The following is a 25,057-nucleotide window of genomic DNA, read 5'->3' as shown; positions in this document are numbered from 1 at the left end:
CCTGCGATGGGCACGGCCATCGCCCGGCCCGACCTGTCGAACCGCCCGCTGTCCTGCAGCTGCGAGCGGCTCATGGCCGCGCCTGCGCGCACCTTGTTCGAGGCCTGGACGACCGGGTTCGATCGCTGGTTCGCGGCGCCGGGCACGTTGCGGTTCACCGCCGCACCGGGTGCCCCCTTCTTCTTTTACAATCGCATCGAGTGGGGTCGCCATCCGCACTACGGCCGGGTGCTCGCGCTCGTCCCCGACCGCTCGATCGAGCTCGCCTGGGTCACCGGCAACGGCCGCGCCGAAGGGACCGAGGGCGCCGAGACGATCCTCACCATCACGCTCGAGCCGCAAGCCGCGGGCACGCTCCTCAGGCTCGACCATCGCGGCTTCGTCAACGAGGCGTCGCGGCGCGCGCATGCGGACAACTGGCCGCTGGCGCTCGACGAGCTGGCGGCGCGGGTCGGCGCCTAGGCCTGCTCGGCGAGGAAGCCGCGCGCGTCCTTGCACCCCTGCGCCCATGTCTCCTCGATCTGCTCGCGCCCGGTGAAATCGATCTTGTCCGCCTCGACCGGGCTCGATGGCGTGGCGAACAGCTTGTCGTCCTGCGCCGGCAAGTCGCGATAGGGGCTGGTCATGAGGACGAGCGTGCGCCCCGCGTCGGGGTCGGGATAGGCGGCCTTGGTCGCCATGCCCGCATCGATCACGTCGCGCCCGTCCCACCGGGGGATGTCGAACACGGGGGGGATGGTGGCGGCCGCGACGATCAGGTCGACGAGCCGGCCATCGCGCGCGGCCTGCCGCGCATCGACGCGGATCAGCTCGAGCCCGAGCCAGCGCGTGAACCGCAGCCGGGGGCTGCCGGTCAGCTTCTCCTCGAGCGAATAGCCCACCGCGCAGATGGCCGCGAACAGGCGCGAGGACAGCCCCCGCGGCGGGGTGGCGAGCGCGATCTGAAAGGCGGGGCCCTCGGCGATCGTCGCGATCGCCGTGTCGGGCAACGTGCCCTCGACCGCCTCGCGGTAGAGCTGCTCGTGCGGGGCGATCCCATCGCCCTCGATCGCGAGGTTGCGCTCGTTGCGCTCGAAGATCTCGCCCATCACCTGCTTGCAGCGCTCGTCCTGCCCGCTGATCCAGGCCGCGCCCGAGAGCGCGCCCCCCGACAGACCGCACACGCGCTCGGGGCGGATCGTCGCGATGGTGCCGACCTGCGACATGAACCCGCCGTGCCAGAAGCAGCGCGTCCCGCCGCCCGAGAAGACGACCTGGGCGAAGGAGGCGGGGTCGAAAGACATGGCATGACAATGAGCACGGCAGCATCGGGATTGCATCGCCGCTCCCGCGACCGGCGCGAACGCTGGCCGACGCGGTGGTCAAGCGCCGCCCGCGCCCTTATGCTGGCGGCATGCAAAGCGTTCGCCCAGCGCGATGGCGGCCGATCGTCGTCCTGCTCGCCCCGCTCCTCGTGCTCGTGCTCGCCCGGGCGATGACCCATAGCGACTGGGCCGCGGCCAACGCCTCGCTTGCCGCGCTGCTGTTCGCCTGGCTGGTGGCCGACACGCTCGGGCTGCTGGTCCTCGCCAAGGCGCCGCGCGACCGCCATGGGCTGCGCGCGCTGCTCGGCGCGCTGACGCTGGCGAGCCTCGTCATCCTCGTCGGCGCGTCAGCGCCGGTGCGCGCGGCGCTGCTCGCCATGCCGCCGCTCCTCGTCGCGATGGCCGCGATCAGTGCGCTCTGGCTCGGCTGGAGCGCGGCGCGCTTCGTCGCGGCGCGGCGCGACGGCGCCGACCTCGAGGCGGGGTTCGCCACGATCCTGCTCGCCCGGCTGGTGCATGCGATGGCGCGCGAGGCGGCGGCAATGCGGCTCGCGCTGTTCGGCTGGGGGCTCGCTCCCGACGTGCCCGCGGGGGCAAGCGCGCACGCCTATCACCGCTATCTGCCGAATTGCGCGAGCGCGCGCCGTCGGTGGCCGGCTGAGCCCGCCTAGAGGCGGACCAGCATCTTGCCCGTATTCTCGCCCGAGAAGAGCCCGAGAAACGCCTCGAAGGTCGTCTCGAGCCCATCGTGCACCGTCTCGCGGCTCCTGACCTGCCCGCTCATGATCATCGGCCCCATCGCGGCGTAGAATTCGGGCATCCGCTCCATAAAGTCGGTGAAGATGAACCCCTTGAGCTGGAGCCGCTTTCCGATCACGTACATGATGTAGCGATAGGCGTAGGGATCCTCGTGGTTGTAGCCGTCGATCATCCCGCATTCGGCAAAGCGCGCCTCGTTGTTCGCCACCGCGAAGGCGGCGTCGAGATGGTCGCGCCCGACATTGTCGAAATAGACGTCGATGCCCTTGGCGCCGATCTCCCCGAGCGCCCCCCGCAGCCCCTTGAGGATCGGCCCCGCCTTGTAGTCGACGCAGGCATCGGCGCCGAGGCTCTTCACGAAATCGCACTTGTCCGCGCCGCCCGCCGAGCCGATCACGGTCATGCCCTTGGCCTTGGCGATCTGCACCACCGCCGATCCGACCGCGCCCGCGGCGGCGGACACGAAGACGGTATCGCCTGCCTTCGCGCTCGCCACGTCCATCAGCCCGAACCAGGCGGTACCGCCGGTCAACCCGAGGTTGGCGAGGAAATGATAGGGCTCCACGCCCAGCTCGGGCAGTTTGTTGGCCGCCTTGGCCGGGATCACCGCCTCGTCGCGCCAGCCCGCCATGTGCAGCACCTTGTCGCCTTCGGCAAAGCCGTCGGCCCTGGAGGCGATGACGGTGCCGACCGCCCCGCCTTCCATCGGCCGGTCGAGCCCGAAGCTCTCGAAATAGCTTTCGGTGTCGTCCATCCGCGCGCGCATATAGGGGTCGACCGAGAGCCAGTCGTTGCGGACATGGATCATGCCCTCCTCGAGCGGGGCGAGGTCATAGTCCTTGAGCGCCACGTCGGCGGCGGTGGGCTTGCCCTGCGGGCGCTGCATGAGGTGCCAGGCCTTGGCCATGATGATCTCTCCTCGAGGGTCGCGGTTCCAACCGGGGGAGGTAGGCGCTCGCCCGTCATAAGGAAAGGCCCGACGGTCGCCGCCGGGCCTTCCTCGGCCGACATCAGGTCGGCACGCGGGTTCGCGGGCTAGCCATCACCAGCAGCGCTGCGCTGGCCCGGGCGATGATCGTCGCCGAACGGGGCTTCGTCACGCAGCCGGCGGCGGACATCGTCGCTCGACAGCGTGAGGCGGACCTGCCGGTCGCCGACCTGGTCGACGTGACGCAAGCTGAACACGCAGCGCCGATCGTCGCCATCGTCCTTGAGGATCATGCGGTCGCCGCGGATGCTCGAGATCGTGCCGATGGGTTCGCCGTCGGAGCCGACCACGGTCGCCTCCTCGCCGAGCTGGCGCAGCTGGTCGCGCTTGTGCTGCCGCGCCTCGCGCCACGAGGTGAACTCCTCGTCGAAGCGCGCCTGGTTTTCCGAACGCCATTCTTCATAATCGCGGTCGAGCGCCTCGATCTGGCGGGTGCGCCATTCGGCATAGTCGCGGTCGCTCGTATATTCGGCCTGCGTCTGCGGGCGACCCCAGCGATTCTGGGTATAGCCGCGGTCATAGTCATAGGTGTCGACGCGATCGAAGTCGCCCGTCTCGCCGCGCTCGCGGCGTCGGCGGCGGCCATCGTCGATTTCCATGCCCGGCCGGCGCGCACGGTAGTCATCGTCGTCATAGGCACGGCGATAGCCGTGGTCGACATTGCGCCAGCCGCCGGCATCCGTGAAATCGTCCTCGAAATCGAAATGCTGGTTCTTGTAGCCATCGCCCGCGAGCCCGTCGCGCTCGTCGCGCCGGCGGCGGCGCTGGGCACGCTCGTCGCCGAACCAGCTGCGTACCTCATCGCTGGCGCGGTCGAAGAAATCGCGCTCATCGTGGCGCGCGTCGTAGTGATCGTCGCGGCGCATCCGGCCGCGCGGGCGATCGCGGCGCTCATCCTCGCGCCAGTCCATCCGATGCCTCATCCGCTCATCTCGGTCGTAAACCATTCGATCCTTCCCTTCACTGCAGGAATTTCGAGAAGGGCCGATTGCCCAACTCTTTGAAAACCAATGGATTTCAGGGAAAAATCGTTCCGTTTGAGCGCGCCTCGACGGATGAGAAGTGCATGGGGGCAGACAGGTTGTTGCAATGGACGAAAAGCAGCGCTAAAGACCCCTCCACCCGAGGGTGCGGGGCTGTAGCTCAGTTGGGAGAGCGCTGCAATCGCACTGCAGAGGTCGGGGGTTCGAATCCCCCTAGCTCCACCATCCTCGGGTCTTTAGAAAGGGCCCCCGCTGCCAGCTTGGCGACGGGGGCTTTTTGCATCGTTAGGCCCAGCGCTGCGTGCCCACCGGGCGCGCCTAGCGGAACAGCAGCATCGGCTTGGTCAGCGCGCGCATCATCGCGGTCGTGGTCGACCCCACGATCATGGTGCGCAGCGGCCCGTGCCCGTAGGCGCCCATCAGCAGGATGTCGGCGCCAATGCGCTCGGCTTCGGCCACCAGCGCGCCCTCGACATCGCCGTGCACGCGCTCGCAGCCGCCGAGCCGCTCGCCCAGCGTCTCGCACGCCCAGTCGAGCGCGCTGGCGCCCTTGGCATCGTCGTGACCGACCATCACCACATACGCCTTCACCCCCTCGAACAGCGGCGAGGTCGCCGCCATCGCCACCGCCTTGCGGCTGGTCAGCCCGCCGTCGAAGGCGATGAGCGCGGTGTCGATGGGCGAGAAGGCGCGGCTCGCGACCAGCACCGGCTTGTCCGACTGGCGCACGACGCGCTCGATCTTGCTGCCGAGGTGGCCGCGCGCGAAATCGGCGCCCGCGCCGCGCTTGCCGATCACCACCATGTCGGCCTCGGCCTCGCGTTCGATCACCGTCTCGACCAGGTCGCCGTGGCGCTCGAGCAGGGTGACCTTGCTCACGCCCTGCTCGGCCAGCCGCGCGCGCGCGGTGTCGAGCAGCGCGTCGGCCTGCGCCTTGGCGAGGCGGCTCTGCGTTTCCTCGATCGAGACCAGCTCCTTCATCAGCGCCGACCGGGCGCCGAGCCCGAGCGCGCCCGACAGGTCGTGGCGCTTGGTCACCACGTCGCGGCGCTGGATGACGTGGAGCAGTTCGATGCTGCCGCCCAGCGCCTTGGCGATCCAGCCGGCATGGTCGGTGACGCTGTTGGCGTAAAGCGAGGCGTCGAGACAGGCGAGAAGCTTCATGGAAGACAGGTCCTACTTGCTGGCCGCGGTCGCGGCATCCTTGTCATCGCGCTCGGCGAAGCTGCGCACAAGGGTGGCGCTCGCCTCGTTCATGCCGACGATCTCGACCGCGGTGCCCTCGCGGCGGAACTTGAGCACCACCTTGTCGAGCGCACCGACCGCGCTGATGTCCCAGAAATGCGAGCGGCTGACGTCGATCACCACGCGGTCGAGCACCTCCTTGTAGTCGAAGGCAGCGACGAAGCTCTGCGCGGAGGCGAAGAACACCTCGCCCAGCACCCGGTAGGTCCGCGTCCCGCCATCGGCCGACAGGCTGCTGTCCATCCGCGACAGGCTGGTGACCTTGTGCGCGAAGAAGATACCCGAGAGCAGCACCCCGACGAGCACGCCCTTGGCAAGGTCGTGGGTGGCGACGACGGTCACGACGGTCGCGAGCATCACCACCGAGCTGTGCCACGGGTGCGAGGCGATGTCGCGGATCGAGGACCAGCTGAAGGTGCCGATCGAGACCATGATCATCACCGCGACGAGCGCGGGCATCGGGATCTTGGCGACCCAGGGGGTGACCAACATCAGGAGCGCGAGGAGGAACAGGCCCGCGGTCAGCGTCGACAGCCGGCTGGTGCCCCCCGACTTCACGTTGATCACCGACTGGCCGATCATCGCGCAGCCGCCCATGCCGCCGAAGAAACCGGTGACGAAGTTGGCGATGCCCTGCCCGCGGCTTTCCTTGGCCTTGTCGCTGTCGGTGTCGGTGAGATCATCGACGATCTGTGCGGTGAGCAGGCTCTCGAGCAGGCCGACCGCCGCCATGGTGAGCGAGTAGGGCAGGATGATCCGCAGCGTCTCGAGCGTGAACGGCACATCGGGGATGAGGAAGGGCGGCAGGTCGCTGGGCAGCGCGCCCATGTCGCCGATGCGGTTGACCGGCAGGTCGGCATAGAGCGCGATGATCGTCAGGATGACGATGGCAACCAGCGGGGAGGGGATCGCCCTGGTGAGCCGCGGGAAGAGGTAGATGATGCCGAGCCCCAGCGCGACCATCCAGTAGGTGTGGATGCTGACGTCGATCAGCTGCGGCAATTGCGCCATGAAGATGAGGATGGCGAGCGCGTTGACGAAGCCCGTGATGACGCTGCGCGAGACGAACTGCATCAGCTTGTCGACCCGCAGCAGCCCGCCGAGGAACTGGAGCACGCCCATCAGGATCGTCGCGGCGAACAGATATTGGACGCCATGATCGCGCACCAGCGGCACGACGAGCACCGCTACTGCCGCGGTAGCCGCCGAGATCATGCCCGGGCGCCCGCCAACCAGCGCGATGATGATCGCGATCGAGAAGCTGGCGTAGAGCCCGACCGCCGGGTCGACCCCGGCGATGATCGAGAAACCGATCGCCTCGGGGATGAGCGCGAGCGCGACGACGATGCCGGCGAGGATATCGGCGCGGGGGTTGGCGAGCCATTCGCGCCGGAGCTTTTGCGTGTCGATCATAAGCGATAGCGACCGTCGCGGTCGGGGCGCGGCCATCGGTCCTTGGAAATCTTACGAAAAAGGCAGCCGACGGCGACCTGCTGGCCCGCCTCTTAATGGTTTCGGAAGGAAACGCAAGGGCTTGGCGCCGGGGCGGCGGGGGGGCGCGCGCCGCAGCGCGCCTAGCGGCCCCCCTCGTCCGCCGCTGCCATTGCCTCGGCGGGGCCGATCCGCAACCGGCCCAGCGGCACCCGATCGCGCAGCTGCCCGTCCATCGCGACGTCGACATAGTCGACCCGCTCGGTCGGGCGGCCGAAGTCGCGGATCAGCCGCGCGCGCAGCCACGGCGCGCCATTGGGGTCGATGCGGTCGCGGCGGAAGACCGAGGAACTGACCTTGAAGCTGCCTCCCGGGGCCTTGCGGATCCAATATTCCTCGGGGCCGAAGCCTTGCATCATGTCGTTCGACATCCAGCCGCCCGAGAAGCTCTGGCGATGGCCGTAGAAGACATGTTCGCCGGTCGGCTCGTCGACGTGGAGGTCGAGATCGGTCGCATCGGCGGTCCATTCGATCGTCACCCGCAGGTCGCTGTCGAGGTTCTTCACGATCCGGGGGTCGAGCGTGTGCTCGCCGCCGAGCGCCTCGAGCCGCGGGATCAGCGCATTGGCCTCCTTCAAGGCGATCATGTCGATCCCGTTGAAGCGTGGATCGAAGGGCCGCAGCGCGACGTCGGCGAGCAACGCCACGGCACGCGCATAATCGCGGCGCGCGCCGTCCTCGTCGCCCGCCGCGGCGCGCGCCTTGGCGCGCTCGGCCAGCGCGAGGCCGAGGAGGCGATCGGGCTGCGGGCGGTGCGTCACCATCGCCGCATGGCGCGCGCGCAGGTCGACCGCGAGGTCATGCTCGCCCCACGCCTCGAGCCGCGCCGCGACCATCGCGAGGGTGGTCGAATCGGCGAGCGGCAGGTCGAGCGCGGAGAGGAGCACGCGCCGCGCCTTGTCGGGCTCGCCAGCCAGCCACAGCCAGTTCGAACTCTCGAGGTAGAAGCCGGGCAGGGTGCCCACCTTTTCCTGCCAGGCCGCGAAGGTCGCGTCGAAGGCGGCGGGGTCGGCGTCATAGGCCGCGATCCACTCGCTGTCGGGATATAGCGCGCCGATGGCGATGCGGATGCCGCTGTCGGGCGAGCGAGCGGCGGCGGCGTCGCCGACGGCGAGCGCGTCGGCTTCCATCGCCATTAAGGGGGCCGCGCTCTCGGCCGACGCGCGCGGTCGCCGCTGCGCGGTGACCACCAACCGTTCCTCACCCCCGTCGCCCCCGTCGACCTGCGAGGGCGGCCGGGGCGAGGCCGGCGCGGACGGGACGGGAGCGATCTCCGGCGGCGGCGATGGCGGCGGCGGGGGCGGAGGCAGGATATTCCCGTCCTTGTCCTGCCGCTCGGCGAAGCGCGCGGGATCGTGCTCCTTTTCCCACCACGCGACCTCGCGGTTCCAGCTGGCGATGACCTGCGCGAGCCTGTCCTCGCGCGCCTCGGCCGCGTCGAGGTCGGCCTCCCTGCGCAACCGCTGGAAACGGGCAAATTGCGGGTGGTCGACCTGCGGCGTGACGTCGAAGCGGACATAATCCTCGACGCTTTCGAGGACGAGGAAGGGCAGGCTCTGCGAGGCGATACCATAGGTGCGGGCATGCTCGACGAACGCGGTGCGGTCATCGCCCGCCTCGAGGATGGCGTTGCGCGTCGCCTCGAACAGGATCGCGTCCTGGTCGGTCTCGGTGATGTTCCTCGGCGGGCCGAAATTCTGGATCTGGCCGTGGGTGGTATAGCCGATCCGCGCATCGACCGGCGCCTTGACGATGGCGTGCAGCATGCCCTCGGGGGCGGGCAGGCGGCGGTGGGGCAGGGTGACATTGTCGAAGGACGTGAAACGCAGCCCGTCGAGCAGCGCCGGGCCGGTCTCGCCCGCCGCGATCAGCGCGCCGCCGCTGCGATCCGCGATGGCGCCGAGCACTTCTTGCGAGGCGCCCGCGCGGGTGGCGATGACGAGAGTGGGGCAGTCGGGCACCACGTCGAGCGCGCCGAGCGTCGCCTGCCCGTCGCTCACGAGGATGCAGCGATCGGCGCCTTCCGCCTCGCCGAGCCAGTCGAGCCGGCTCGCGCCGCCATAGCGGACCGCGCCCACCGCTGCGCGCACGTCACCGATATCGCCGAGCCGCTGCGGCTCGTGCCGCAAATGGTTGAAGGCCGTGAACTGGACCGAACGGGGATCCCATTGCTCGAGCGTGGAGATCACCGACGCGATCGCCGCATCGTGATCATCGTCGAGCCGCGAGCGCGAGGCGTCCCAATAGACGTGGACGCGGGGCGGGTCGGTGCGTGCGCTCGGGGCGCGAAGCGGGGTGCTGACCTGCCAATAGGTTTCGCCGGTCCCGGGATGGCGGCTGGCGAGGACCTGCGTGCGCTGCTCGGGTTCGGCCACGCGAATCTCGGTCTCGAACGCGCCGCGTCCGCTGATCGAGGCGAACCCCTCGCCACTCTCGAGCCGCCGGTTGCCGACGAACACCCCGTCGCCATCTTCGCCATCGAAGCGGATGGTCCAGTCGCCGCTCTGCGCGCCGAGCCGGATCGGCAGCGCGAAATTCTCCGTCACGGGCGCGACGAAATCGACCCGGATGGTGCGGCCTTCGCGGCCGACCGGGAAGACGCGGGTGTTGAAGGTACCGTCGCGCGTCACTTCGGCGAGACCGGGATCGACCTGGCCGCGGACCAGCGTGTTGAACGCTTCGCGCGCCTGCGCCTGGTCGACCAGCGCGCCCGCGATCATCTGACCCTCGACATCCAGCGCATAACCGGTGACCACCGCGCCTTGCGGCAAGTCGATCGACAGCCGACCCTCGGTGCCTTCCTCCTCGGCGGAGAAAGTCATCAGGTAGCGGACCGCGATGGTGGCACCGTGGCGGCGGGCGGTGACCTTGAAATCGTCGAGCGCGAGGTCGCGCACCATGCGCTCGTCCTCGACGCCGCGCGCGCGGGCGGTGAGCGAGGGCGAGAGGGGCGGTGCTTCGATCCCCACGCCGGCGGTGGGTCGTTCAACCTGGGCGTTGGGCGCGGCAACCGCCGCCGACCCCGCCAGAAGCATGATCGCCGCAAAACGCATCGCCGTCATCTGCACTCTCCCACGAAGGACAGCGCAAATGGTACATTGTCACATCGACTTGGCAACCCCCGGTGATCCGGGGCCGTGATCAGCCGTGGCTGGCCCAGATCTCGTAGGTGCCGTCGGCCTTGAGGAGGAGGACATTGTAGGGCTGGACATGGTCGCCATGCTCCATCCCGGGCGAGCCCATCGGCATCCCCGGCACGAACAGCCCGACCGCCTCGGGCTTCTCGGCGAGCAGCCGTTCGATGTCGGCGGCGGGCACATGACCCTCGACGACATAGCCGCCGACCAGAGAGGTGTGGCAGCTCGCGAGGCCCATGGGCACGCCATGCTTCGCCTTGAAGGCCATCAGGTCGGCCTCGTTGACGACGTCGACCTCATGGCCCGCCTCGACCATTTTCTCGACCCATTTCAGGCAGCAGCCGCAGCCGGCGCTGCGATGCATGACGATGTCGGCGGCCTGCGCGGCCGTCCCGGACAGGGCAAGGGTAAGGGCGAGGATAGTCTGGCGCATGGGGGCACTCCCGATAGGTTTGTCGCTGGCTAGGATAGCAGCGCTTTCATTGGGGTGAACGAAAAACCCCCGATGCCGCGGGGCACCGGGGGTCTTCGTTGGTTGGGGGCTTACGACCTATTCGTCGTCGCCGCCGGTGAGGAAGGCGGGCTTGTGCTCCATCTCACCGCCGTCGTTGCCCTTGTCCTCGCGATCGCGGCGCGGACCGCGGCCACGGCCCCCATCGCGACCACCGTCACGACCGCCGCCGCGCGGACCGCGACCGCCGTCGCGACCACCACGGCCACCGTCGCGACCACCGTCACGACGCGGGCCCTTTTCGCGCGGCGGGCGCGTGTCCTCGAGCTCGTCGCCGGTTTCCTGGTCGACGACGCGCATCGACAGGCGGACCTTGCCGCGCTGGTCGATCTCGAGAAGCTTGACCTTCACTTCCTGGCCTTCCTCGAGGACGTCGGTGACCTTTTCCACGCGCTCGTTCTTGATTTCCGAGACGTGGACGAGCCCGTCCTTGCCCGGCATGAAGGTCACGAAGGCGCCGAAATCGACGATGTTGGCGACCTTGCCGGTGTAGATCTTGCCCACTTCGGGCTCGGCCACGATGCCCTCGATCCACGCCTTGGCGGCGTTGATCTGGTCGACGTCGGAGGACGAAATCTTGACGATCCCTTCGTCGTCGATGTCGACCTTGGCGCCGGTTTCCGCGACGATTTCGCGGATGACCTTGCCACCCGTGCCGATGATGTCGCGGATCTTGTCCTTGGCGACCTGCATCGTCTCGATGCGCGGAGCGTGCGCGGACAGTTCGGTGCGCGCTTCGCCCAGCGCCTTGTTCATCTCGCCGAGGATGTGCGCGCGGCCTTCCTTGGCCTGGCTCAGCGCGGTTTTCATGATCTCGGGGGTGATCCCCGCGACCTTGATGTCCATCTGGAGCGAGGTGATGCCCTCTTCGGTGCCCGCGACCTTGAAGTCCATGTCGCCGAGGTGATCTTCATCGCCAAGGATGTCCGACAGGACGGTATAATCATCGCCTTCGAGGATGAGGCCCATGGCGATGCCCGACACCGGACGGGTAATCGGCACGCCGGCGTCCATCATCGACAGGCAGCCGCCGCAGACGGTGGCCATCGAGGACGAACCGTTCGACTCGGTGATGTCCGAGAGGATGCGGATCGTGTAGGGGAAGTCCTCCGCGCTCGGCAGCACCGGGTGCAGCGCGCGCCAGGCGAGCTTGCCGTGACCGGTTTCGCGGCGGCTGGTGAAGCCGAAGCGACCCACTTCGCCGACCGAATAGGGCGGGAAGTTGTAGTGCAGCATGAAGGGCGAGTAGCTCAACCCCTCGAGCCCGTCGATCATCTGCTCGGCGTCCTTGGTGCCGAGCGTGGTGGTGCAGATCGCCTGCGTCTCGCCGCGGGTGAACAGCGCCGACCCGTGGGTGCGCGGCAGGAGGCCGACCATCGCCTCGATCGGGCGAACCTCGTCGGTCTTGCGCCCGTCGATGCGCTGGCCGTCCTTGAGGATGGCGCCGCGAACGATCTCGGCCTCGAGCTTCTTGACCGCCTTGTTGGCGACCATCTGGGTCTGCGCCTCTTCCTCGGCGAACGCTTCCTTGGCCTTCTCGCGCGCGGCATTGAGCGCGTCCGAACGCGCCGACTTGTCGGTCAGCTTGTAGGCGGCGGCGATGTCGTCGCCGACGATCCCGCGGAGCTTCTCCTTGATCGCCGACGTGTCGTCCGACATGTCGATTTCCCACGGCTCCTTGGCGGCCTGTTCGGCCAGCTCGATGATCGCGCCGACGACCTTCTTCGAGGCCTCGTGCGCGAACTGGACCGCGCCGAGCATCTCGTCCTCGCTCAGCTCCTTGGCTTCGGATTCGACCATCATGACGGCGTCATGGGTGGCGGCGACGACGAGGTCGAGACGACCCTCTTCGAAGATGCCGTCGAGCTTGGGGTTGAGAACATATTCGCCGTCGACGAAGCCGACGCGCGCGGCACCGATCGGGCCCATGAAGGGCACGCCCGAGATGGTGAGCGCGGCGGAGGCGGCGATCATCGCGAGGATGTCGGGCTCGTTCTCGCCGTCATAGCTCAGCACCTGGCAGATGACGTTGATCTCGTTGTAAAAGCCCTCGGGGAAGAGGGGGCGAACGGGGCGATCGATCAGGCGGCTGGTCAGCGTTTCCTTCTCGGTCGCGCGGCCTTCGCGCTTGAAGAAGCCGCCGGGGATCCGCCCGGCAGCCGAGAATTTTTCCTGGTAGTGGACGGTGAGCGGGAAGAAGTCCTGCCCTTCGCGCACGCTCTTGGCGGCGGTGACCGCACACAGCACCACGGTTTCACCGAGCGTCGCGAGCACCGCGCCGTCGGCCTGGCGGGCGATCCGCCCGGTTTCGAGCTTGAGGGTCTGGCCGCCAAGATCGATTTCTACAGTTTTCACATCGAACATAATTTTCTGTCACCCGGGGCCGGATGCCCGCGGGGCCTCTTCTTGCTGCGGACTGTCCCGTCCGCGTGGGTTCGGGGGCTTTTCGTTTCGCCCCCCATCTTGCCCTCCGCCGGATTGCGAGGGGCCGGATAAGCGAAGGGCGCCCGGTGGGCGCCCTTCGGAAACTGGTTACTTGCGCAGGCCGAGCTTCTTGATGAGGTCGGCGTAGCGATCGTGATCCTCGCGCTTGAGATAATCAAGCAGGCTGCGACGCTTGTTGACCATCATCAGAAGGCCACGACGCGAGTGGTTGTCCTTCTTGTGGGTCTTGAAATGCTCGGTCAGCGTGTTGATGCGATCGGTGAGGATGGCAACCTGCACCTCGGGCGAACCCGTATCGCCTTCGCCGCGACCATGTTCCTTGACCAGCTCGGCCTTGCGTTCGACAGTAATCGACATCGGTTCATTCCTTCCAAAGTCTATAGATTGAACCCGCGCAGAACGGCGACCTCGCCATCCTCCACCTCGACCAGCGCGATGGGGGTGTCACCCTCCATCGCCAGATGCTGCCCGGGCGGTGCGGGGTGCCCTTGGAGCCGCTGTCCATGTTTCAGGATGCGTGCCTCCTCGGGCGAGACGGCGAGGGCCGGGATGTCGTCCAGCCCCGCGACAAGCGGGAGCACCTCGTCGTCCAGACAGCGCGCCTTAGAGAGTTCTTCCAATTTGTCCAGCGAAATCGCCTGTGACAGGTCGAAGGGACCGGCGCGCGTTCGCCGCAACATGGTGACGTGACCGGCGCTGCCAAGGGCGCGCGCGATATCCCGTGCGAGAGATCGGATGTAGGTGCCCTTGGAGACGGTGGCGGAGAGGGTGGCGCTCCCCTCGTCGTAAGCGAGGAGGCGCAGGTCATGGATGGTGACGGTGCGGCTTTGCAGGTCGACCAGCTCGCCCGCGCGGGCGAGGTCGTAGGCGCGCTTGCCCTCGACCTTGAGCGCCGAGAACGCGGGCGGGACCTGCTCGATCGTGCCCGTGAAGCCGGGGAGGATCTCGAGCACGTCCTGCCCGCTCGGGCGGATGTCGCTCTGGAGCGTGACCTCGCCCTCGGTGTCGAGGGTCGTCGTTTCCTCGCCGAAGCCGATCGTAAAGTCATAGGCCTTGGTCGCATCGAGCATACGCCCCGCCAGCTTGGTTGCCTCGCCCATCGCGATGGGAAGCACCCCGCTCGCCAGCGGGTCGAGCGTACCGCCATGGCCGACCTTGGGCTTCCGGAAGCCCATGTCGCGCAGCGCGCGCTTGACCTTGCCGACACAGGGGGTCGAGCCGATCCCGACCGGCTTGTCGAGGACGATCCAGCCGTGGAGCATCAGGCGGCCGTGGCGGCGGCGCGCAGGCGGTCGTTGAAATGGCGGCGGCACAGCGCGACATAGCGGTCGTTGCCGCCGATCTCGGTCTGGGCCCCTTGCGCGACGGCGCGGCCCTCGGCGTCGACGCGCAGGTTCATCGTCGCCTTGGCGCCGCATTCGCATACCGCCTTCAACTCGATCAGCTTGTCGGCGATCGCGAGCAGCGCGGCCGAACCGGGGAAGAGCTCGCCCTGGAAATCGGTGCGCAGCCCGTAGCAGAGCACCGGGATCTTCAGCCGATCGGCGACCTCGGCGAGATCGCGCACCTGTCGGGGCGAGAGGAATTGCGCCTCGTCCACGAGAAGGCAGCCGAGCGGGCGCCGGCGCTGCTCGTCGGCGATGCGCTCGTAGAGCGGGGTACTGGCCTCGAAGCGGTGCGCCTCGGCAGCCAGCCCGATGCGGCTACCGATCCGGCCTGCCCCCTGCCGTTCATCGAGGGCCGCGGTCCACAGCATGGTTTCCATGCCGCGTTCGCGATAGTTGAAGTCGGCCTGCAGGAGCGTGGTCGACTTGCCCGCGTTCATCGCGGCGTAGTAGAAGTAGAGCTTGGCCATGCCGGGCACCTTAGCGGCAACCCCCGGCGTGGCAATCGGCTTCGAAAAGGAAGTCTCATGGTCCAGCTTCTCGCAGCGGTGCTTGCCGCGTTCATGGCCCTGGGCAGTCCCGCCTACGAGCCCGATGCGAGCGCCAGCCGGGTCAGCGCCAAGGTCGCCTTCCTCGGGCTGGCGAGCAAGACGGCCCGCTTCCCGGCGATGGAAGGATCGATCCTGGTCGACCCCGCCGATCGCTCGCGCGTCGACCTGCGGGTCGACCTCGATGCCCGGCACCTCGAGGCATCCGACGGGGTCACGCGGCGGCGACTGAAGGGAGAGAAGTTTTTCTGGGTGGAACGCTACCCGATGGTCCGCTTTCACGGCACCTCGCTGCAGCTCGACGATGACCGGCGCGGGCGCATCGCGGGGACGGTCACCGCGCGCGGCGTCACCCGCCCGGTGACGCTCGAAGTGGCCTTCGACCGGCCGGTCGCGGCGCTCGACGACGGCCAGCCGGTGCGGCTCGCCGCGCGCACGCGGATCGACCGGCGCGACTTCGGCATGACCGGCTATCGGCCGATCGTCGGCAACAAGGTCAGGATCCGGATCGAAGCGAGGATGGTGCCGATCGTCGCGCGCTAGGCGGCGGGGCAGGGGGCCGTCCACTCCTCGCGCAGGATCGAATAGAGCACGGTGTCGCGGCGGTGCCCGGTCCAGGTGGTCCGGTCCTGCCGCATGACGCCCTCGCGCACCGCGCCCAGCTTGGCCATCGCCGCCTGGCTGCGCAGGTTGCGCGCATCGACGCGAAATTCGATCCGGGTGAAGCCGTGGTCGAAGGCATGGCGCAGCATCATGTCCTTGATCGGCCGGTTGACCCCGGCCCCGCGAAAGGCGGGGCGGTAATAGCTATTGCCGATCTCGAGCAACTGGCGCTCGGGCTCGATGTTGAGGAAGCTCGACATGCCGATCAGGCGCCCGTCCTCGTGGAACAGCGCGAAGGGGACGAGGGGCGCGGCGAGCAGCGCGCTGAACGATGCGTCGAACGCGCGCGGGCCATAGTCGACCGCGTAGATCTGCCAGATGTCGAGGTCTTCGGCGCAGGCGCGGCGCAGCGCGTCGCGGTGCGTCTCGCCCAACGGTTCGCCGCGCACGCCTCGACCCGTGAGCGGGGCGCGCAGCGGGCTCATTCGAGCTGGTCGTCGTCGCCGTCCTCGGTGTCGGCGGCGAGGTCGCGCGCGACATGGGCGGTCCGCAGGAGGCTGTCGATGTGGCTGCCCTCGTCGAAGCTCTCGTCGATCTTGAACTTGAGGCTGGCCGAATATTTGAGGTTGACCCGCCGCGACACCTCGCCGCGCAGGTAACGCACATTCTTCTTGAGCGCGGTCAGCACCGCTTCCTCGTCGCCGCCGAGCAGCGGCTTGACGAAGACCATCGCGTGGCGAAGGTCGGGGCTCATCCGCACCTCGGTTACCGAGATGGGGGTCGAAGACAGCGCCTCGTCATGCACGTCGCCGCGGCTCAAGACCTCGGACAGCGCATGGCGAACCTGCTCGCCGACGCGCAGCATGCGCACCGAGGGTTCGGAGGAGGAGGCCTTGGCCTTCACCTATTGCAGCCTGCCGGTCAGCGCGCCGGCGAAGAGGAAGGCGAGGGCGGCCGCGCCCGACAGCGCGACCAGCCCCCACAGGATGGTGACGGGATCGATCAAAGCGTGCGCGCCCGTTCCTCGACCTCGAAGATCTCGAGCATGTCGCCCGCCGCGATGTCGTTGGTGTCCTCGAGCACGGCACCGCATTCGGTCCCGGCCTCGACCTGGTCGACATCCTCCTTGAAGCGCCGCAGCGAGGCGATCGTCGTCTTGGAGACGATGACATCGTCGCGCGTGAGGCGGGCATGGAGGCCCTTCTTGATGACGCCTTCGAGGACGAGCAGGCCGGCGGCCTTGTCCTTCTTGCCCGCGGGGAAGACCTGCTTGACCTCGGCCTTGCCGACGATCGTCTCGATGATCTCGGGGCCGAGCTCGCCCGCCATCGCTTCCTTCACCCAGTCGGTCAGGTGATAGATGACGTCATAGTAGCGGAATTCGACCTGGTCGCGCTTGGCGATCTCCTTGGCCTTGGCATTGGGGCGCACGTTGAAGCCGATGATCGGCGCGCCCGAGCTGGCGGCGAGGGTAACATCGCTTTCGGTGATCGCGCCGACCCCCGAATGGATGACGCGGACCTCGATCTCGTCGGTCGAGATCTTCTTGACCGCATTGACCACCGCTTCCGAGGTGCCCTGCACGTCGGCCTTGATGATCAGCGGGAACATGATCGTCGAGGAGCCCTTCTTGTCGAACATCGATTCGAGGCTCATCGGCGCCGCGGTGGTGCGCTTCTTGTCGATCACGCCCTGGCGATATTCGGCGACCTCGCGGGCGCGCGCCTCGTTCTCGACCACGGTGAACTGGTCGCCTGCGCTGGGCACCGCCGACAGGCCGAGGACCTCGACCGGGAAGGCCGGACCGGCCTGCTTGACGCGGCGGCCATGGTCATCGATCAGCGCGCGCACCTTGCCCGCCGCGGCGCCCGCGACGAAGGTGTCGCCCACCTTGAGCGTGCCGCGCTTGATGAGCACGGTGGCGACCGGGCCGCGACCCTTGTCGAGCTTGGCCTCGACCACCGTGCCGTCGGCATCGCGGTCGGGATTGGCCTTGAGCTCGAGCAGTTCGGCCTGGAGGTTGATCGCCGAGAGGAGCTTGTCGATGTTGGTCTTCTTCTTGGCCGACACCTCGACGTCCTGCACCTCGCCGCTCATCGCCTCGACGATGATCTCGTGCTGGAGCAGTTCCTCGCGCACCTTCTGCGGGTTGGCGCCGTCCTTGTCGATCTTGTTGATCGCCACGATCATCGGCACGCCGGCCGCCTTGATGTGGTTGATCGCCTCGACCGTCTGCGGCTTGAGCCCGTCGTCGGCGGCGACCACGAGGACCGCGATATCGGTGACGGTCGCGCCGCGCGCGCGCATCTCGGTGAACGCCTCGTGCCCCGGGGTGTCGAGGAAGGTGATGGGATCGCCCTGCTTGGGTTGCACCTGGTAGGCGCCGATATGCTGGGTGATGCCGCCGGCTTCGCCGGCCGCGACGTCGGCACCGCGAATGGCGTCGAGCAGCGAGGTCTTGCCGTGGTCGACATGCCCCATGATGGTGACGACCGGCGGACGCGGCTTGAGCGTTTCGGGCGCATCGACGTCCTCGGAGGTGTCGATGTCGACATCGCTCTCGCTGACGCGCTGGATGTTGTGCCCGAATTCGGTGACGAGCAGTTCGGCGGTATCCTGGTCGATCGGCTGGTTGACCGTGACCATCATGCCCATGTTGAAGAGCGACTTGACGAGGTCGGCCGCCTTCTCGCCCATGCGCTTGGCGAGGTCTCCCACGGTGATGCTGTCGGGGACCTGGACGTCGCGGACCTGCTTTTCGCGCGGACCGCTCTGGCCCCGCTGGGCACGCTTTTCCTTCTCGCGCGCGCGCTTGAGCGCGGCGAGGCTGCGCGCCCGGCCACCCTCGCCCCCGCGCAGCGCGCGGTTGACGGTGAGCTTGCCCGAGCGGCGATCGGGCGCGGGGCGCCCCTTGCTGCGATCGTCGCGCTTGGGCGGGGCCTTGGCGGGCGCGGGCTTGGCGCTGCGCGGTGCGGGCTTGGCGGCCGCGGCCTTCTCGGCACTGGCCTGCGCCTTGGCTTCCTCCTTGGCGCGGCGGGCTTCGTCCTCGGCCTTCTTCGCGGCGGCTTCCTCGGCCTTGCGATTTTCCTCGGCGCGGCGTGCTTCCTCCTCGCTCGCGCGGGTCTTGGCCTGGTCTTCGCGGCGGCGCGCTTCCTCGAGCGCGGCCATGCGCGCTTCCTCGGCCTGGCGTTCGAGTTCCTTGACCTGTTCGCGACGCTCGGCCGCGGTCAGCGGGCGCGCCGGCTTGGCGGCGGGCTTGGGCGCGGGCGCGGCCTTCTTGGGCGCGGGCGCCTTCTTGGGGGCCTCGGCAGCGGGCGCCTTGGTCTCTTCCTTCGGCGCGGCGGGCGCGTCGCCCGGCTTGAGGATCCGGCGCTTCTTCACCTCGACCACCACCGTGTTCGAACGGCCATGGCTGAAGCTCTGCTTCACCTGTCCGGCCTCGATCGTCTTCTTGACACCGAGGGGTGCGCGGGTCCCGAGCTTTTTCTTGTCGTCGCTCATTCTAATCCTTCGTCCTCAAATCTTCCGTCGTCACGGGCTCGGTCCCGCCAGCGTCGTGGCGGTCTACCTTAGCATGCTTCCCAAGAAAAGCTTGGTATCGGGCGAGCGCGTGGGAAACGCGTCGTGCCGCCCCGGCGTCCACCAGCGCGATATGGACCGCGTTGCCGCGTCCCAGTGCCGTAGACAATGTGGTGCGATCGAACGGCAGAACAAGCCCCCCGTTCCGCCCGCGCGCCGCGCCGCCGCCCATCCGCCAGCCCTGCGCCAGCTTGGCGATCCCGTCGGGGCTCGCGTCGGCGGCGTGGAGCAGCAGCATCGCCTCGCCCTTGCGGCAGGCGACATCGACCTTCTCGGCGCCCGACAGCAGCATGCCGCCGCGGGCCTCGAGCCCGAGGCGGTCGAGCACGGCGCGCGCCAGCGCGGTCTCGATCCGTTCGCCAAGGTCGTCGGGGAGGTCGATCTGGCCGGTCTTGAACGCCCGTGCGAGCGCGCCCTTGAGCTTGCCCTTGGCCTGCGCGGCTTCGAGCTCGGGCCGGGACACGCCGACATAGGCGCCGCGGCCGGGGGCCTTGGCGCGTACGTCGGGCAGCACCCGGCCGTCGGGGCCGAGCGCGAGCCGGACGAGCCGATCGCGCGGCCCGGCCTCACGCGTGAGGACGCAGGTCCGTTCGGGCGCGTGCTTCTCGCCTAGCAGATGCTCATTGGTTCCCATCCGCAGCCGCGTCCTCCTCGGATGCGGCCGGGGCGGTCGCCTCGGCCTCGTCTTCGTCCTCGAACCAATGGGCCCGGGCCGCCATGATGATCTCGTTGCCCTGCTCTTCGGTCAGGCCATAGTCGCCGAGCACCCCGCCCTTCGAGTCCTCGCTCGCGCGGCGGCTGTCGCCGCGGCGGCGATTGTCGGCGCGCTTCTTCTGGATGAGCTCGTCGGTGGCGAGGTCGGCGACGTCGTCGAGCGTCTTGAACCCCGCCTCGCCGAGCGTCACCGCCATCACCTCGGTCACATGCGGCAGCTCGGCGACGGCATCCTCGACGCCCAGTTCGCGGCGCTTCTCGCGCGCCGCTTCCTCGGCGCGCTCGAGCGCTTCCTTGGCGCGGCTCTGCAGCTCCTCGGCGATTTCCTCGTCGAGCCCCTCGATGACCGAGATCTCGTCCTGCGGGACGTAGGCGACCTCCTCGAGGCTGGTGAAGCCCTCGGCGACCAGTAGCTGCGCGAGCGTCTCGTCGACGTCGAGCTCGTTCTGGAACATCTCGGTGCGTTCGGTGAACTCGCGCTGGCGCTTCTCCGAGGCATCGGCCTCGGTGAGGATGTCGATCTGGCTGTCGGTCAGCTGGCTGGCGAGGCGCACGTTCTGGCCGCGGCGCCCGATGGCGAGGCTGAGCTGGTCATCGGGCACGACAACCTCGATGCGGCCTTCTTCCTCGTCGATGACGACGCGGCTGACGGTCGCGGGCTGGAGCGCGTTGACGACGAAGGTCGCCAGATCTTCCGACCAGGGGATGATGTCGATCTTCTCGCCCTGCAGTTCCTGGACGACCGCCTGGACGCGGCTGCCCTTCATCCCGACGCAGGCGCCGACCGGGTCGATCGAGCTGTCGTAGCTGATCACGCCGATCTTGGCGCGGCTCCCGGGATCGCGCGCGGCGGCCTTGATCTCGATGATGCCGTCGTAGATTTCGGGTACTTCCTGCGCGAACAGCTTGCGCATGAAATCGGGGTGCGCGCGCGACAGGAAGATCTGCGGGCCGCGGACCTCGCGGCTCACGCGCATGATCAGCGAGCGGATGCGGTCGCCGACGCGGACCATCTCGCGCGGGATCTGCTGGTCGCGGCGGATGACCCCCTCGGCGCGGCCGAGGTCGACCACCACATGGCCGAACTCGACGCGCTTGACGACACCGGTGATGACTTCGCCGGCGCGGTCCTTGAATTCCTCATACTGCCGCTCGCGCTCGGCGTCGCGGACCTTCTGGAAGATCACCTGCTTGGCCGCCTGCGCGGCAATGCGGCCGAATTCGATCGGGGGCAGCGGATCGACGATGAAATCGCCGACGCTGGCGCCGTCCTGCAGCTTCTGCGCCGCCTTGGGGTCGATCTGCTTGAAATTGTCCTCGACCTCCTCGACGACCTCGAGCACCCGCCACAGGCGCAGGTCGCCGGTGTTGGGGTCGAGCTTGGCGCGGATGTCGTTCTCCTGGCCATAGCGGGCACGCGCGGCGCGCTGGATCGCATCTTCCATCGCCTCGATGACGATGCCCTTGTCGATCAGTTTCTCGCGCGCAACGGCGTCGGCAATGGCAAGGAGCTCTGCCTTGTTGGCCGTGGCTGCGGGAGGAGGCGTGCTAGCCATTGTCGGTACCCTCTTCTTCGTTGATCTCTTCGGCGCCCTCGGTCGAGAGCGGCTGGGTTTCCTGGAGGAGCTTGTCGGTGAACAGGAGCTTGGCATCCTCGACCATCGCGAAGGGGACGCGATGCTCCTTGCCATGGTCGTCGGTGAGGAGGATGGTCTCGCCGTCCACCCCGTCGAGCGTGCCCTTGAACTTCTTCTGCCCGGCGAGCTTTTCCTCGAGCGTGATGCGAGCAAGGTGTCCCGACCAGTCGACAAAGTCCTGGAGGCGCGTCAGCGGCCGGTCGATGCCGGGCGAGCTGACCTCGAGCCGATAGGCGTGCTCGATCGGGTCGGCTGCCTCCAGCGGCTCATCGAGGGCGCGCGAGATTTCGGCGCAATCCTCGATGGTGAGCTGGCGCGTGTCGGGGCGCTCGGCCATCACCTGGAGCGTGGGTTCCTCTTCGCCGCCAAGCATCTTCACGCGCACGAGGTCGAAGCCCATGGCTTTCACCACCGGTTCGATAATGCTCGCGATCGTGTTCATGTCGGCCAAGCCGGCGCTCCTTGCATCAAATCCATATCCCTTCGGTGCCGCGTCCGGTGCCCCGGAGCGGCCCATGGCACCTCGCGATGTCTTGGGATGAAGCGCATATAGGCGCAGGGTGGGCTTTGCGCAAGCGGCGATGCACCCTAAGACAAGATGGTTCGTTGCCGAAACAGACAAACCCGAGGAGAGAGCCCGATGCGCCTTGTCACCCTGATCCTTGTCCTCGCCGCCACCGCGGGGTGCAATGCCAACGGGCCGGACCGCGCCGCCGGCGCCACCGACGGGGCCACGACCGCGGGGAGCGCGCGCTCGACCGACACCCCGCCCTTGCCCCGCAGCGCGCCCGTCGCGCTCGCCGACGCGCCCTTCACGGTCGAGGAGCTGGGCGAGTTCGACGAGCCGTGGGGGGCCGAGTTCATGCCCGGCACCAACCTCCTGTTCATCACCGGCAAGAAGGGGGAGGTCTGGTTCAAGGACGTCGTCACCGGCCGACTGGGTTCGATCGAGAGCGGCTTGCCCGAGGTGGACTATGGCGGGCAGGGCGGCATGGGCGATATCGCCTTCGGTCCCAACTGGGCGGCGCCGATGGGGCAGGGAGGCGACCTCTACCTGAGCTGGGTCGAGGCGGGCGAGGGCAACAGTCGCGGCGCCGTCGTCGGCAAGGGCAAGCTCCTGTGCCAGAGCGCCGATGCCTGTCGGCTGACCGGCCTCGAGGTGCTGTGGCGGCAGGACAAGACCGAGGGGCGGGGCCATTATTCGCACCGGATTCATTTCTCGCCCGACGGGCGATATATGTTCGTGACCAGCGGCGACCGGCAGGAGCAGGACCCCGCGCAGGACAACTCGAACAACCTCGGCACGGTGCTGCGCCTCAACCTCGATGGCAGCGCGGCGGAGGGTAATCCCTTCTACGACCAGGGCGGGTCGACCGCCGAGATCTGGAGCTATGGCCACCGCAACCTGCTCGGGCTCGACTTCGCCCCCGACGGGCGTCTCTGGGAAATCGAGATGGGGCCCAAGCATGGCGACGAGCTCAACCTCGTCACGGCGGGGGCGAACTATGGCTGGCCCGAGGCGAGCTATGGCGACAATTACAACGGCGTCCCGATCCCCGATCACACCCCCGACGATCCCTATGTGAAGCCCGCCGCCTACTGGGTGCCCGCGACCAGCCCGGCGAGCCTGCTGATCTACTCGGGCGAGCTGTTCGCCGACTGGCGGGACGATGCGTTGGTGCCGGGGCTGTCGGGCCAGGAGCTCAATGTGGTCGCGCTCGAGGGGGCGCGGGCGCGCGCGATGACGAGCTACGATTTCGGCGTGCGCCTGCGCGAGGTGGTCGAGGGCCCCGACGGTGCGGTCTACCTGCTCGAGGACGACCGGGGCGAGAGCGACGGGACGCTCCTGCGGCTCACCCCGAAGCGCTGAACGTGAAAGGGGGCGGCGCCGGTCAGGCGCCGCCCCCTCGCGGTCGATCGGTGGATCGGCGAGCGCCTATTGCGGCTGCGGGATGCGGCGCAGGTAGGGCTTCACCGTCTCGAAGTCGCCGAACTTCGCCTTGGCGTCTTCGTCGGACACGGTCGGCGGGACGATGACGTCTTCGCCGTTCTTCCAGTTCACCGGCGTGGCGACACCCTTGTTCTCGGTCAGCTGGACGCTGTCGAGCAGGCGCAGCACCTCGTCGAAGTTGCGGCCCGAGCTCATCGGGTAGAGCAGCATCGCGCGGATCTTCTTGTCGGGGCCGATGATGTAGACGGTGCGCACGGTCGCATTGTTGGCGGCGGTGCGCCCTTCGGCGGTCCCGCTCTCGTCGGCGGGGAGCATGTTGTAGAGCTTGGCGACATTGAGGTCGCTGTCACCGATCACCGGATAGTCGACCTTGTTGCCCGACACCTCTTCGATGTCCGGGAGCCAGTTCTTGTTGTCCTCGCTGCTGTCGACCGACAGGCCGATGATCTTGGTGTTCCGCTTGGCGAACTCGTCCTTGAGCCCGGCCATGTAGCCGAGTTCGGTGGTGCACACCGGGGTGAAGGCCTTGGGATGCGAGAAGAGGATCGCCCAGTCATCGCCGATCCAGTCGTGGAATCGAATCTCGCCTTCGGTGGTCGAGGCGGTGAAGTCGGGGGCGGTCGAGCCGATCGAGAGGGTCATGGGTCAGGTCTCCTATTCGGTGGGAAGGTAGGGAATGTCGATGTCCACCTCGCGGGTGAGGAACGCGGGCACGCGAAACCCCTTTTCGCGCAGGAAATCGGGGTTGAAGAGCCGCGACTGGTAGCGCGTGCCGGGATCGCACAGGACCGTCACGATGGTGTGACCGGGGCCCATCTCGCGCGCGAGCCGGATCGCGCCGGCCACGTTGATGCCCGAGGACAGGCCGAGGTTGAGGCCCTCTTCCTCGAGCAGCGTGAAATTCACGTCGAGGCTTTCCTGATCCTCGACCCGGAAGGCGTGATCGACGCTGAGGCCCTCGAGGTTGCCGGTGATCCGGCCCTGCCCGATGCCCTCGGTGATGCTGTCGCCCTCGGCGCGCAGTTCGCCCGTGGTATAATAGCTGTAGAGCGCGGCCCCGGGCGGATCGACCAGACCGATGCGCACGTCGCGCCTGCGTTCGCGCAGCGCATGGGCGACGCCCGCAAGCGTTCCCCCGGTGCCGACCGCGCAGATGAAGCCGTCGACCTTGCCGTCGGTCTGCTCCCAGATCTCGGGGCCGGTGGTGTCGACATGCGCCTGCCGGTTGGCCCGGTTGTCGAACTGGTCGGCGAACATCGCCCCGCCATCGCGGCTCTCGGCCAGCTGTTCGGCGATACGCGCGGCGACCTTCACATAGTTGTTGGGGTTCTTGTAGGGGACCGCGGGCACCTCGACCAGCTGCGCGCCGAGCATCCGCAGCGTGTCCTTCTTTTCCTGCGTCTGCGTCTCGGGGATGACGATCACCGTCTCCATGCCGAGCGCGTTGCCGACCATCGTGAGCCCGATCCCGGTATTGCCCGCGGTGCCATCGACGATCGTGCCCCCGCGCGCGATACGCCCTTCGTTGACCGCGTCGAGGACGAGGCTCCTGGCGGCGCGATCCTTGACCGACTGGCCGGGGTTCATCCACTCGGCCTTGCCCAGGATGGTACAGCCCGTTTCCTCCGAGGCGCGGCGGAGCTTGATCAGCGGGGTGTTGCCGATGGCGTCGAGGACGTCGGTGCGAATGGTCATGTCCGCCTAGCTAGGGAGCGCCGGGGCGAAACGAAAGAGGGGGCGTGCTGGCGAGCGCATGCGATGGCGCTCAAGCCCTTGA

General features: G+C 68.2%; 23 protein-coding genes and 1 tRNA gene. 5 read left to right on the top strand and 19 right to left on the bottom strand.

The window, feature by feature from the left end:
* Nucleotides 1–6 precede the first annotated feature (6 nt).
* Nucleotides 7–462 (top strand): SRPBCC family protein, encoded by a 456-nt coding sequence (locus tag L8951_RS02700; protein ID WP_244381455.1) that lies wholly within the window; start codon nucleotides 7–9, stop codon nucleotides 460–462.
* Here the strand turns inward: L8951_RS02700 and L8951_RS02695 are convergent.
* On the bottom strand, nucleotides 459–1,283 hold the full coding sequence (locus tag L8951_RS02695; RefSeq protein ID WP_244381454.1) for a patatin-like phospholipase family protein: 825 nt from the start codon (nucleotides 1,281–1,283) through the stop codon (nucleotides 459–461). The two genes, L8951_RS02700 and L8951_RS02695, sit on opposite strands and share 4 nt — an antisense overlap.
* A 110-nt stretch (nucleotides 1,284–1,393) precedes the next feature.
* Here L8951_RS02695 and L8951_RS02690 point away from each other — a divergent pair, with 110 nt between their 5' ends.
* Complete coding sequence (locus tag L8951_RS02690) at nucleotides 1,394–1,975, top strand: hypothetical protein (RefSeq protein WP_244381453.1); 582 nt, start codon at nucleotides 1,394–1,396, stop codon at nucleotides 1,973–1,975.
* Here the strand turns inward: L8951_RS02690 and L8951_RS02685 are convergent.
* Complete coding sequence (locus tag L8951_RS02685; protein ID WP_244381452.1) at nucleotides 1,972–2,970, bottom strand: NADP-dependent oxidoreductase; 999 nt, start codon at nucleotides 2,968–2,970, stop codon at nucleotides 1,972–1,974. The two genes, L8951_RS02690 and L8951_RS02685, sit on opposite strands and share 4 nt — an antisense overlap.
* 128 nt (nucleotides 2,971–3,098) lie before the next feature.
* Complete coding sequence (locus L8951_RS02680; RefSeq protein ID WP_244381451.1) at nucleotides 3,099–3,998, bottom strand: SWFGD domain-containing protein; 900 nt, start codon at nucleotides 3,996–3,998, stop codon at nucleotides 3,099–3,101.
* Between the two features lie 185 nt (nucleotides 3,999–4,183).
* Between L8951_RS02680 and L8951_RS02675 the strand changes: the two genes are divergently transcribed.
* Nucleotides 4,184–4,259: transfer RNA gene (locus L8951_RS02675), tRNA-Ala, on the top strand.
* A 93-nt stretch (nucleotides 4,260–4,352) separates the two neighbouring features.
* Here the strand turns inward: L8951_RS02675 and L8951_RS02670 are convergent.
* The 8 genes from L8951_RS02670 to L8951_RS02635 form a co-directional block, all read right to left on the bottom strand.
* Complete coding sequence (locus L8951_RS02670; protein ID WP_244381450.1) at nucleotides 4,353–5,198, bottom strand: universal stress protein; 846 nt, start codon at nucleotides 5,196–5,198, stop codon at nucleotides 4,353–4,355.
* 12 nt (nucleotides 5,199–5,210) lie between these two features.
* Entirely contained in the window at nucleotides 5,211–6,692 is a 1,482-nt protein-coding gene (locus L8951_RS02665) for a SulP family inorganic anion transporter (protein ID WP_244381449.1), read from the bottom strand.
* A gap of 161 nt (nucleotides 6,693–6,853) precedes the next feature.
* Complete coding sequence (locus L8951_RS11460) at nucleotides 6,854–9,832, bottom strand: YfaP family protein (protein WP_265535903.1); 2,979 nt, start codon at nucleotides 9,830–9,832, stop codon at nucleotides 6,854–6,856.
* A gap of 79 nt (nucleotides 9,833–9,911) precedes the next feature.
* Nucleotides 9,912–10,340 carry a DUF411 domain-containing protein gene (locus tag L8951_RS02655; RefSeq protein ID WP_244381448.1) on the bottom strand — a complete coding sequence of 143 codons (429 nt, stop codon included), beginning with the start codon at nucleotides 10,338–10,340 and terminating at the stop codon, nucleotides 9,912–9,914.
* A 117-nt stretch (nucleotides 10,341–10,457) separates the two neighbouring features.
* Nucleotides 10,458–12,782 (bottom strand): polyribonucleotide nucleotidyltransferase, encoded by a 2,325-nt coding sequence (gene pnp, locus L8951_RS02650; protein WP_244381447.1) that lies wholly within the window; start codon nucleotides 12,780–12,782, stop codon nucleotides 10,458–10,460.
* A gap of 168 nt (nucleotides 12,783–12,950) precedes the next feature.
* Nucleotides 12,951–13,220, bottom strand: coding sequence for a 30S ribosomal protein S15 (gene rpsO / locus L8951_RS02645; protein ID WP_244381446.1), 270 nt, complete (start codon nucleotides 13,218–13,220; stop codon nucleotides 12,951–12,953).
* 20 nt (nucleotides 13,221–13,240) lie between these two features.
* The gene (gene truB / locus L8951_RS02640; protein ID WP_244381445.1) at nucleotides 13,241–14,125 is read right to left on the bottom strand and encodes a tRNA pseudouridine(55) synthase TruB; all 885 of its coding nucleotides are present in this window, start codon (nucleotides 14,123–14,125) and stop codon (nucleotides 13,241–13,243) included.
* Nucleotides 14,125–14,718, bottom strand: coding sequence for a thymidine kinase (locus tag L8951_RS02635; RefSeq protein ID WP_244381444.1), 594 nt, complete (start codon nucleotides 14,716–14,718; stop codon nucleotides 14,125–14,127). Before L8951_RS02635 ends, truB begins: the two co-directional genes overlap by 1 nt.
* A 57-nt stretch (nucleotides 14,719–14,775) precedes the next feature.
* Here L8951_RS02635 and L8951_RS02630 point away from each other — a divergent pair, with 57 nt between their 5' ends.
* On the top strand, nucleotides 14,776–15,339 hold the full coding sequence (locus tag L8951_RS02630) for a YceI family protein (RefSeq protein ID WP_244381443.1): 564 nt from the start codon (nucleotides 14,776–14,778) through the stop codon (nucleotides 15,337–15,339).
* On the opposite strand, the gene L8951_RS02625 is transcribed toward L8951_RS02630, so the two are convergent.
* The 6 genes from L8951_RS02625 to rimP form a co-directional block, all read right to left on the bottom strand.
* Entirely contained in the window at nucleotides 15,336–15,884 is a 549-nt protein-coding gene (locus L8951_RS02625; protein WP_244381442.1) for a GNAT family N-acetyltransferase, read from the bottom strand. The genes L8951_RS02630 and L8951_RS02625 overlap by 4 nt on opposite strands.
* Entirely contained in the window at nucleotides 15,881–16,303 is a 423-nt protein-coding gene (rbfA, locus tag L8951_RS02620) for a 30S ribosome-binding factor RbfA (RefSeq protein WP_265535904.1), read from the bottom strand. The genes L8951_RS02625 and rbfA overlap by 4 nt, the downstream gene beginning before the upstream one ends.
* 98 nt (nucleotides 16,304–16,401) lie before the next feature.
* Nucleotides 16,402–18,900, bottom strand: coding sequence for a translation initiation factor IF-2 (gene infB, locus L8951_RS02615; RefSeq protein WP_244381441.1), 2,499 nt, complete (start codon nucleotides 18,898–18,900; stop codon nucleotides 16,402–16,404).
* Between the two features lies 1 nt (nucleotide 18,901).
* Nucleotides 18,902–19,612 (bottom strand): DUF448 domain-containing protein, encoded by a 711-nt coding sequence (locus L8951_RS02610; RefSeq protein ID WP_244381440.1) that lies wholly within the window; start codon nucleotides 19,610–19,612, stop codon nucleotides 18,902–18,904.
* The gene (gene nusA, locus L8951_RS02605; RefSeq protein ID WP_244381439.1) at nucleotides 19,599–21,248 is read right to left on the bottom strand and encodes a transcription termination factor NusA; all 1,650 of its coding nucleotides are present in this window, start codon (nucleotides 21,246–21,248) and stop codon (nucleotides 19,599–19,601) included. Before nusA ends, L8951_RS02610 begins: the two co-directional genes overlap by 14 nt.
* A complete protein-coding gene (rimP, locus tag L8951_RS02600) occupies nucleotides 21,241–21,780 on the bottom strand; it encodes a ribosome maturation protein RimP (RefSeq protein ID WP_244381438.1) in 540 nt (179 codons plus the stop codon). The genes nusA and rimP overlap by 8 nt, the downstream gene beginning before the upstream one ends.
* Nucleotides 21,781–21,969: 189 nt before the next feature.
* Here rimP and L8951_RS02595 point away from each other — a divergent pair, with 189 nt between their 5' ends.
* Nucleotides 21,970–23,199 (top strand): PQQ-dependent sugar dehydrogenase, encoded by a 1,230-nt coding sequence (locus L8951_RS02595; protein WP_244381437.1) that lies wholly within the window; start codon nucleotides 21,970–21,972, stop codon nucleotides 23,197–23,199.
* 66 nt (nucleotides 23,200–23,265) lie between these two features.
* Here L8951_RS02595 and L8951_RS02590 read toward each other — a convergent pair whose 3' ends face one another.
* Together L8951_RS02590 and L8951_RS02585 are read right to left on the bottom strand one after the other, a co-directional pair.
* Nucleotides 23,266–23,922, bottom strand: a complete 657-nt coding sequence (locus L8951_RS02590) for a peroxiredoxin (RefSeq protein ID WP_244381436.1) — start codon at nucleotides 23,920–23,922, stop codon at nucleotides 23,266–23,268.
* A gap of 12 nt (nucleotides 23,923–23,934) precedes the next feature.
* Entirely contained in the window at nucleotides 23,935–24,975 is a 1,041-nt protein-coding gene (locus tag L8951_RS02585; protein ID WP_244381435.1) for a cysteine synthase A, read from the bottom strand.
* Between the last annotated feature and the right edge of the window lie 82 nt (nucleotides 24,976–25,057).

This window comes from Sphingomicrobium astaxanthinifaciens (assembly GCF_022865105.1).
In the GTDB taxonomy this organism is placed as follows: Bacteria; Pseudomonadota; Alphaproteobacteria; order Sphingomonadales; family Sphingomonadaceae; genus Sphingomicrobium; species Sphingomicrobium astaxanthinifaciens.
This window is presented reverse-complemented; position numbering and strand designations above follow the sequence as displayed.

Excerpts from the sequence above, each read along its gene's own strand:
- rpsO (WP_244381446.1), bottom strand. The coding sequence starts at position 13,220 with ATGTCGATTACTGTCGAACGCAAGGCCGAGCTGGTCAAGGAACATGGT.
- L8951_RS02595 (WP_244381437.1), top strand. The coding sequence starts at position 21,970 with ATGCGCCTTGTCACCCTGATCCTTGTCCTCGCCGCCACCGCGGGGTGC.
- L8951_RS02635 (WP_244381444.1), bottom strand. The coding sequence starts at position 14,718 with ATGGCCAAGCTCTACTTCTACTACGCCGCGATGAACGCGGGCAAGTCG.
- L8951_RS02685 (WP_244381452.1), bottom strand. The coding sequence starts at position 2,970 with ATGGCCAAGGCCTGGCACCTCATGCAGCGCCCGCAGGGCAAGCCCACC.
- L8951_RS02690 (WP_244381453.1), top strand. The coding sequence starts at position 1,394 with ATGCAAAGCGTTCGCCCAGCGCGATGGCGGCCGATCGTCGTCCTGCTC.
- truB (WP_244381445.1), bottom strand. The coding sequence starts at position 14,125 with ATGCTCCACGGCTGGATCGTCCTCGACAAGCCGGTCGGGATCGGCTCG.
- L8951_RS11460 (WP_265535903.1), bottom strand. The coding sequence starts at position 9,832 with ATGACGGCGATGCGTTTTGCGGCGATCATGCTTCTGGCGGGGTCGGCG.
- pnp (WP_244381447.1), bottom strand. The coding sequence starts at position 12,782 with ATGTTCGATGTGAAAACTGTAGAAATCGATCTTGGCGGCCAGACCCTC.
- nusA (WP_244381439.1), bottom strand. The coding sequence starts at position 21,248 with ATGGCTAGCACGCCTCCTCCCGCAGCCACGGCCAACAAGGCAGAGCTC.
- L8951_RS02695 (WP_244381454.1), bottom strand. The coding sequence starts at position 1,283 with ATGTCTTTCGACCCCGCCTCCTTCGCCCAGGTCGTCTTCTCGGGCGGC.
- L8951_RS02655 (WP_244381448.1), bottom strand. The coding sequence starts at position 10,340 with ATGCGCCAGACTATCCTCGCCCTTACCCTTGCCCTGTCCGGGACGGCC.
- L8951_RS02585 (WP_244381435.1), bottom strand. The coding sequence starts at position 24,975 with ATGACCATTCGCACCGACGTCCTCGACGCCATCGGCAACACCCCGCTG.
- L8951_RS02630 (WP_244381443.1), top strand. The coding sequence starts at position 14,776 with ATGGTCCAGCTTCTCGCAGCGGTGCTTGCCGCGTTCATGGCCCTGGGC.
- L8951_RS02610 (WP_244381440.1), bottom strand. The coding sequence starts at position 19,612 with ATGGGAACCAATGAGCATCTGCTAGGCGAGAAGCACGCGCCCGAACGG.
- L8951_RS02665 (WP_244381449.1), bottom strand. The coding sequence starts at position 6,692 with ATGATCGACACGCAAAAGCTCCGGCGCGAATGGCTCGCCAACCCCCGC.
- L8951_RS02700 (WP_244381455.1), top strand. The coding sequence starts at position 7 with ATGGGCACGGCCATCGCCCGGCCCGACCTGTCGAACCGCCCGCTGTCC.
- L8951_RS02590 (WP_244381436.1), bottom strand. The coding sequence starts at position 23,922 with ATGACCCTCTCGATCGGCTCGACCGCCCCCGACTTCACCGCCTCGACC.
- infB (WP_244381441.1), bottom strand. The coding sequence starts at position 18,900 with ATGAGCGACGACAAGAAAAAGCTCGGGACCCGCGCACCCCTCGGTGTC.
- L8951_RS02670 (WP_244381450.1), bottom strand. The coding sequence starts at position 5,198 with ATGAAGCTTCTCGCCTGTCTCGACGCCTCGCTTTACGCCAACAGCGTC.
- L8951_RS02625 (WP_244381442.1), bottom strand. The coding sequence starts at position 15,884 with ATGAGCCCGCTGCGCGCCCCGCTCACGGGTCGAGGCGTGCGCGGCGAA.
- L8951_RS02680 (WP_244381451.1), bottom strand. The coding sequence starts at position 3,998 with ATGGTTTACGACCGAGATGAGCGGATGAGGCATCGGATGGACTGGCGC.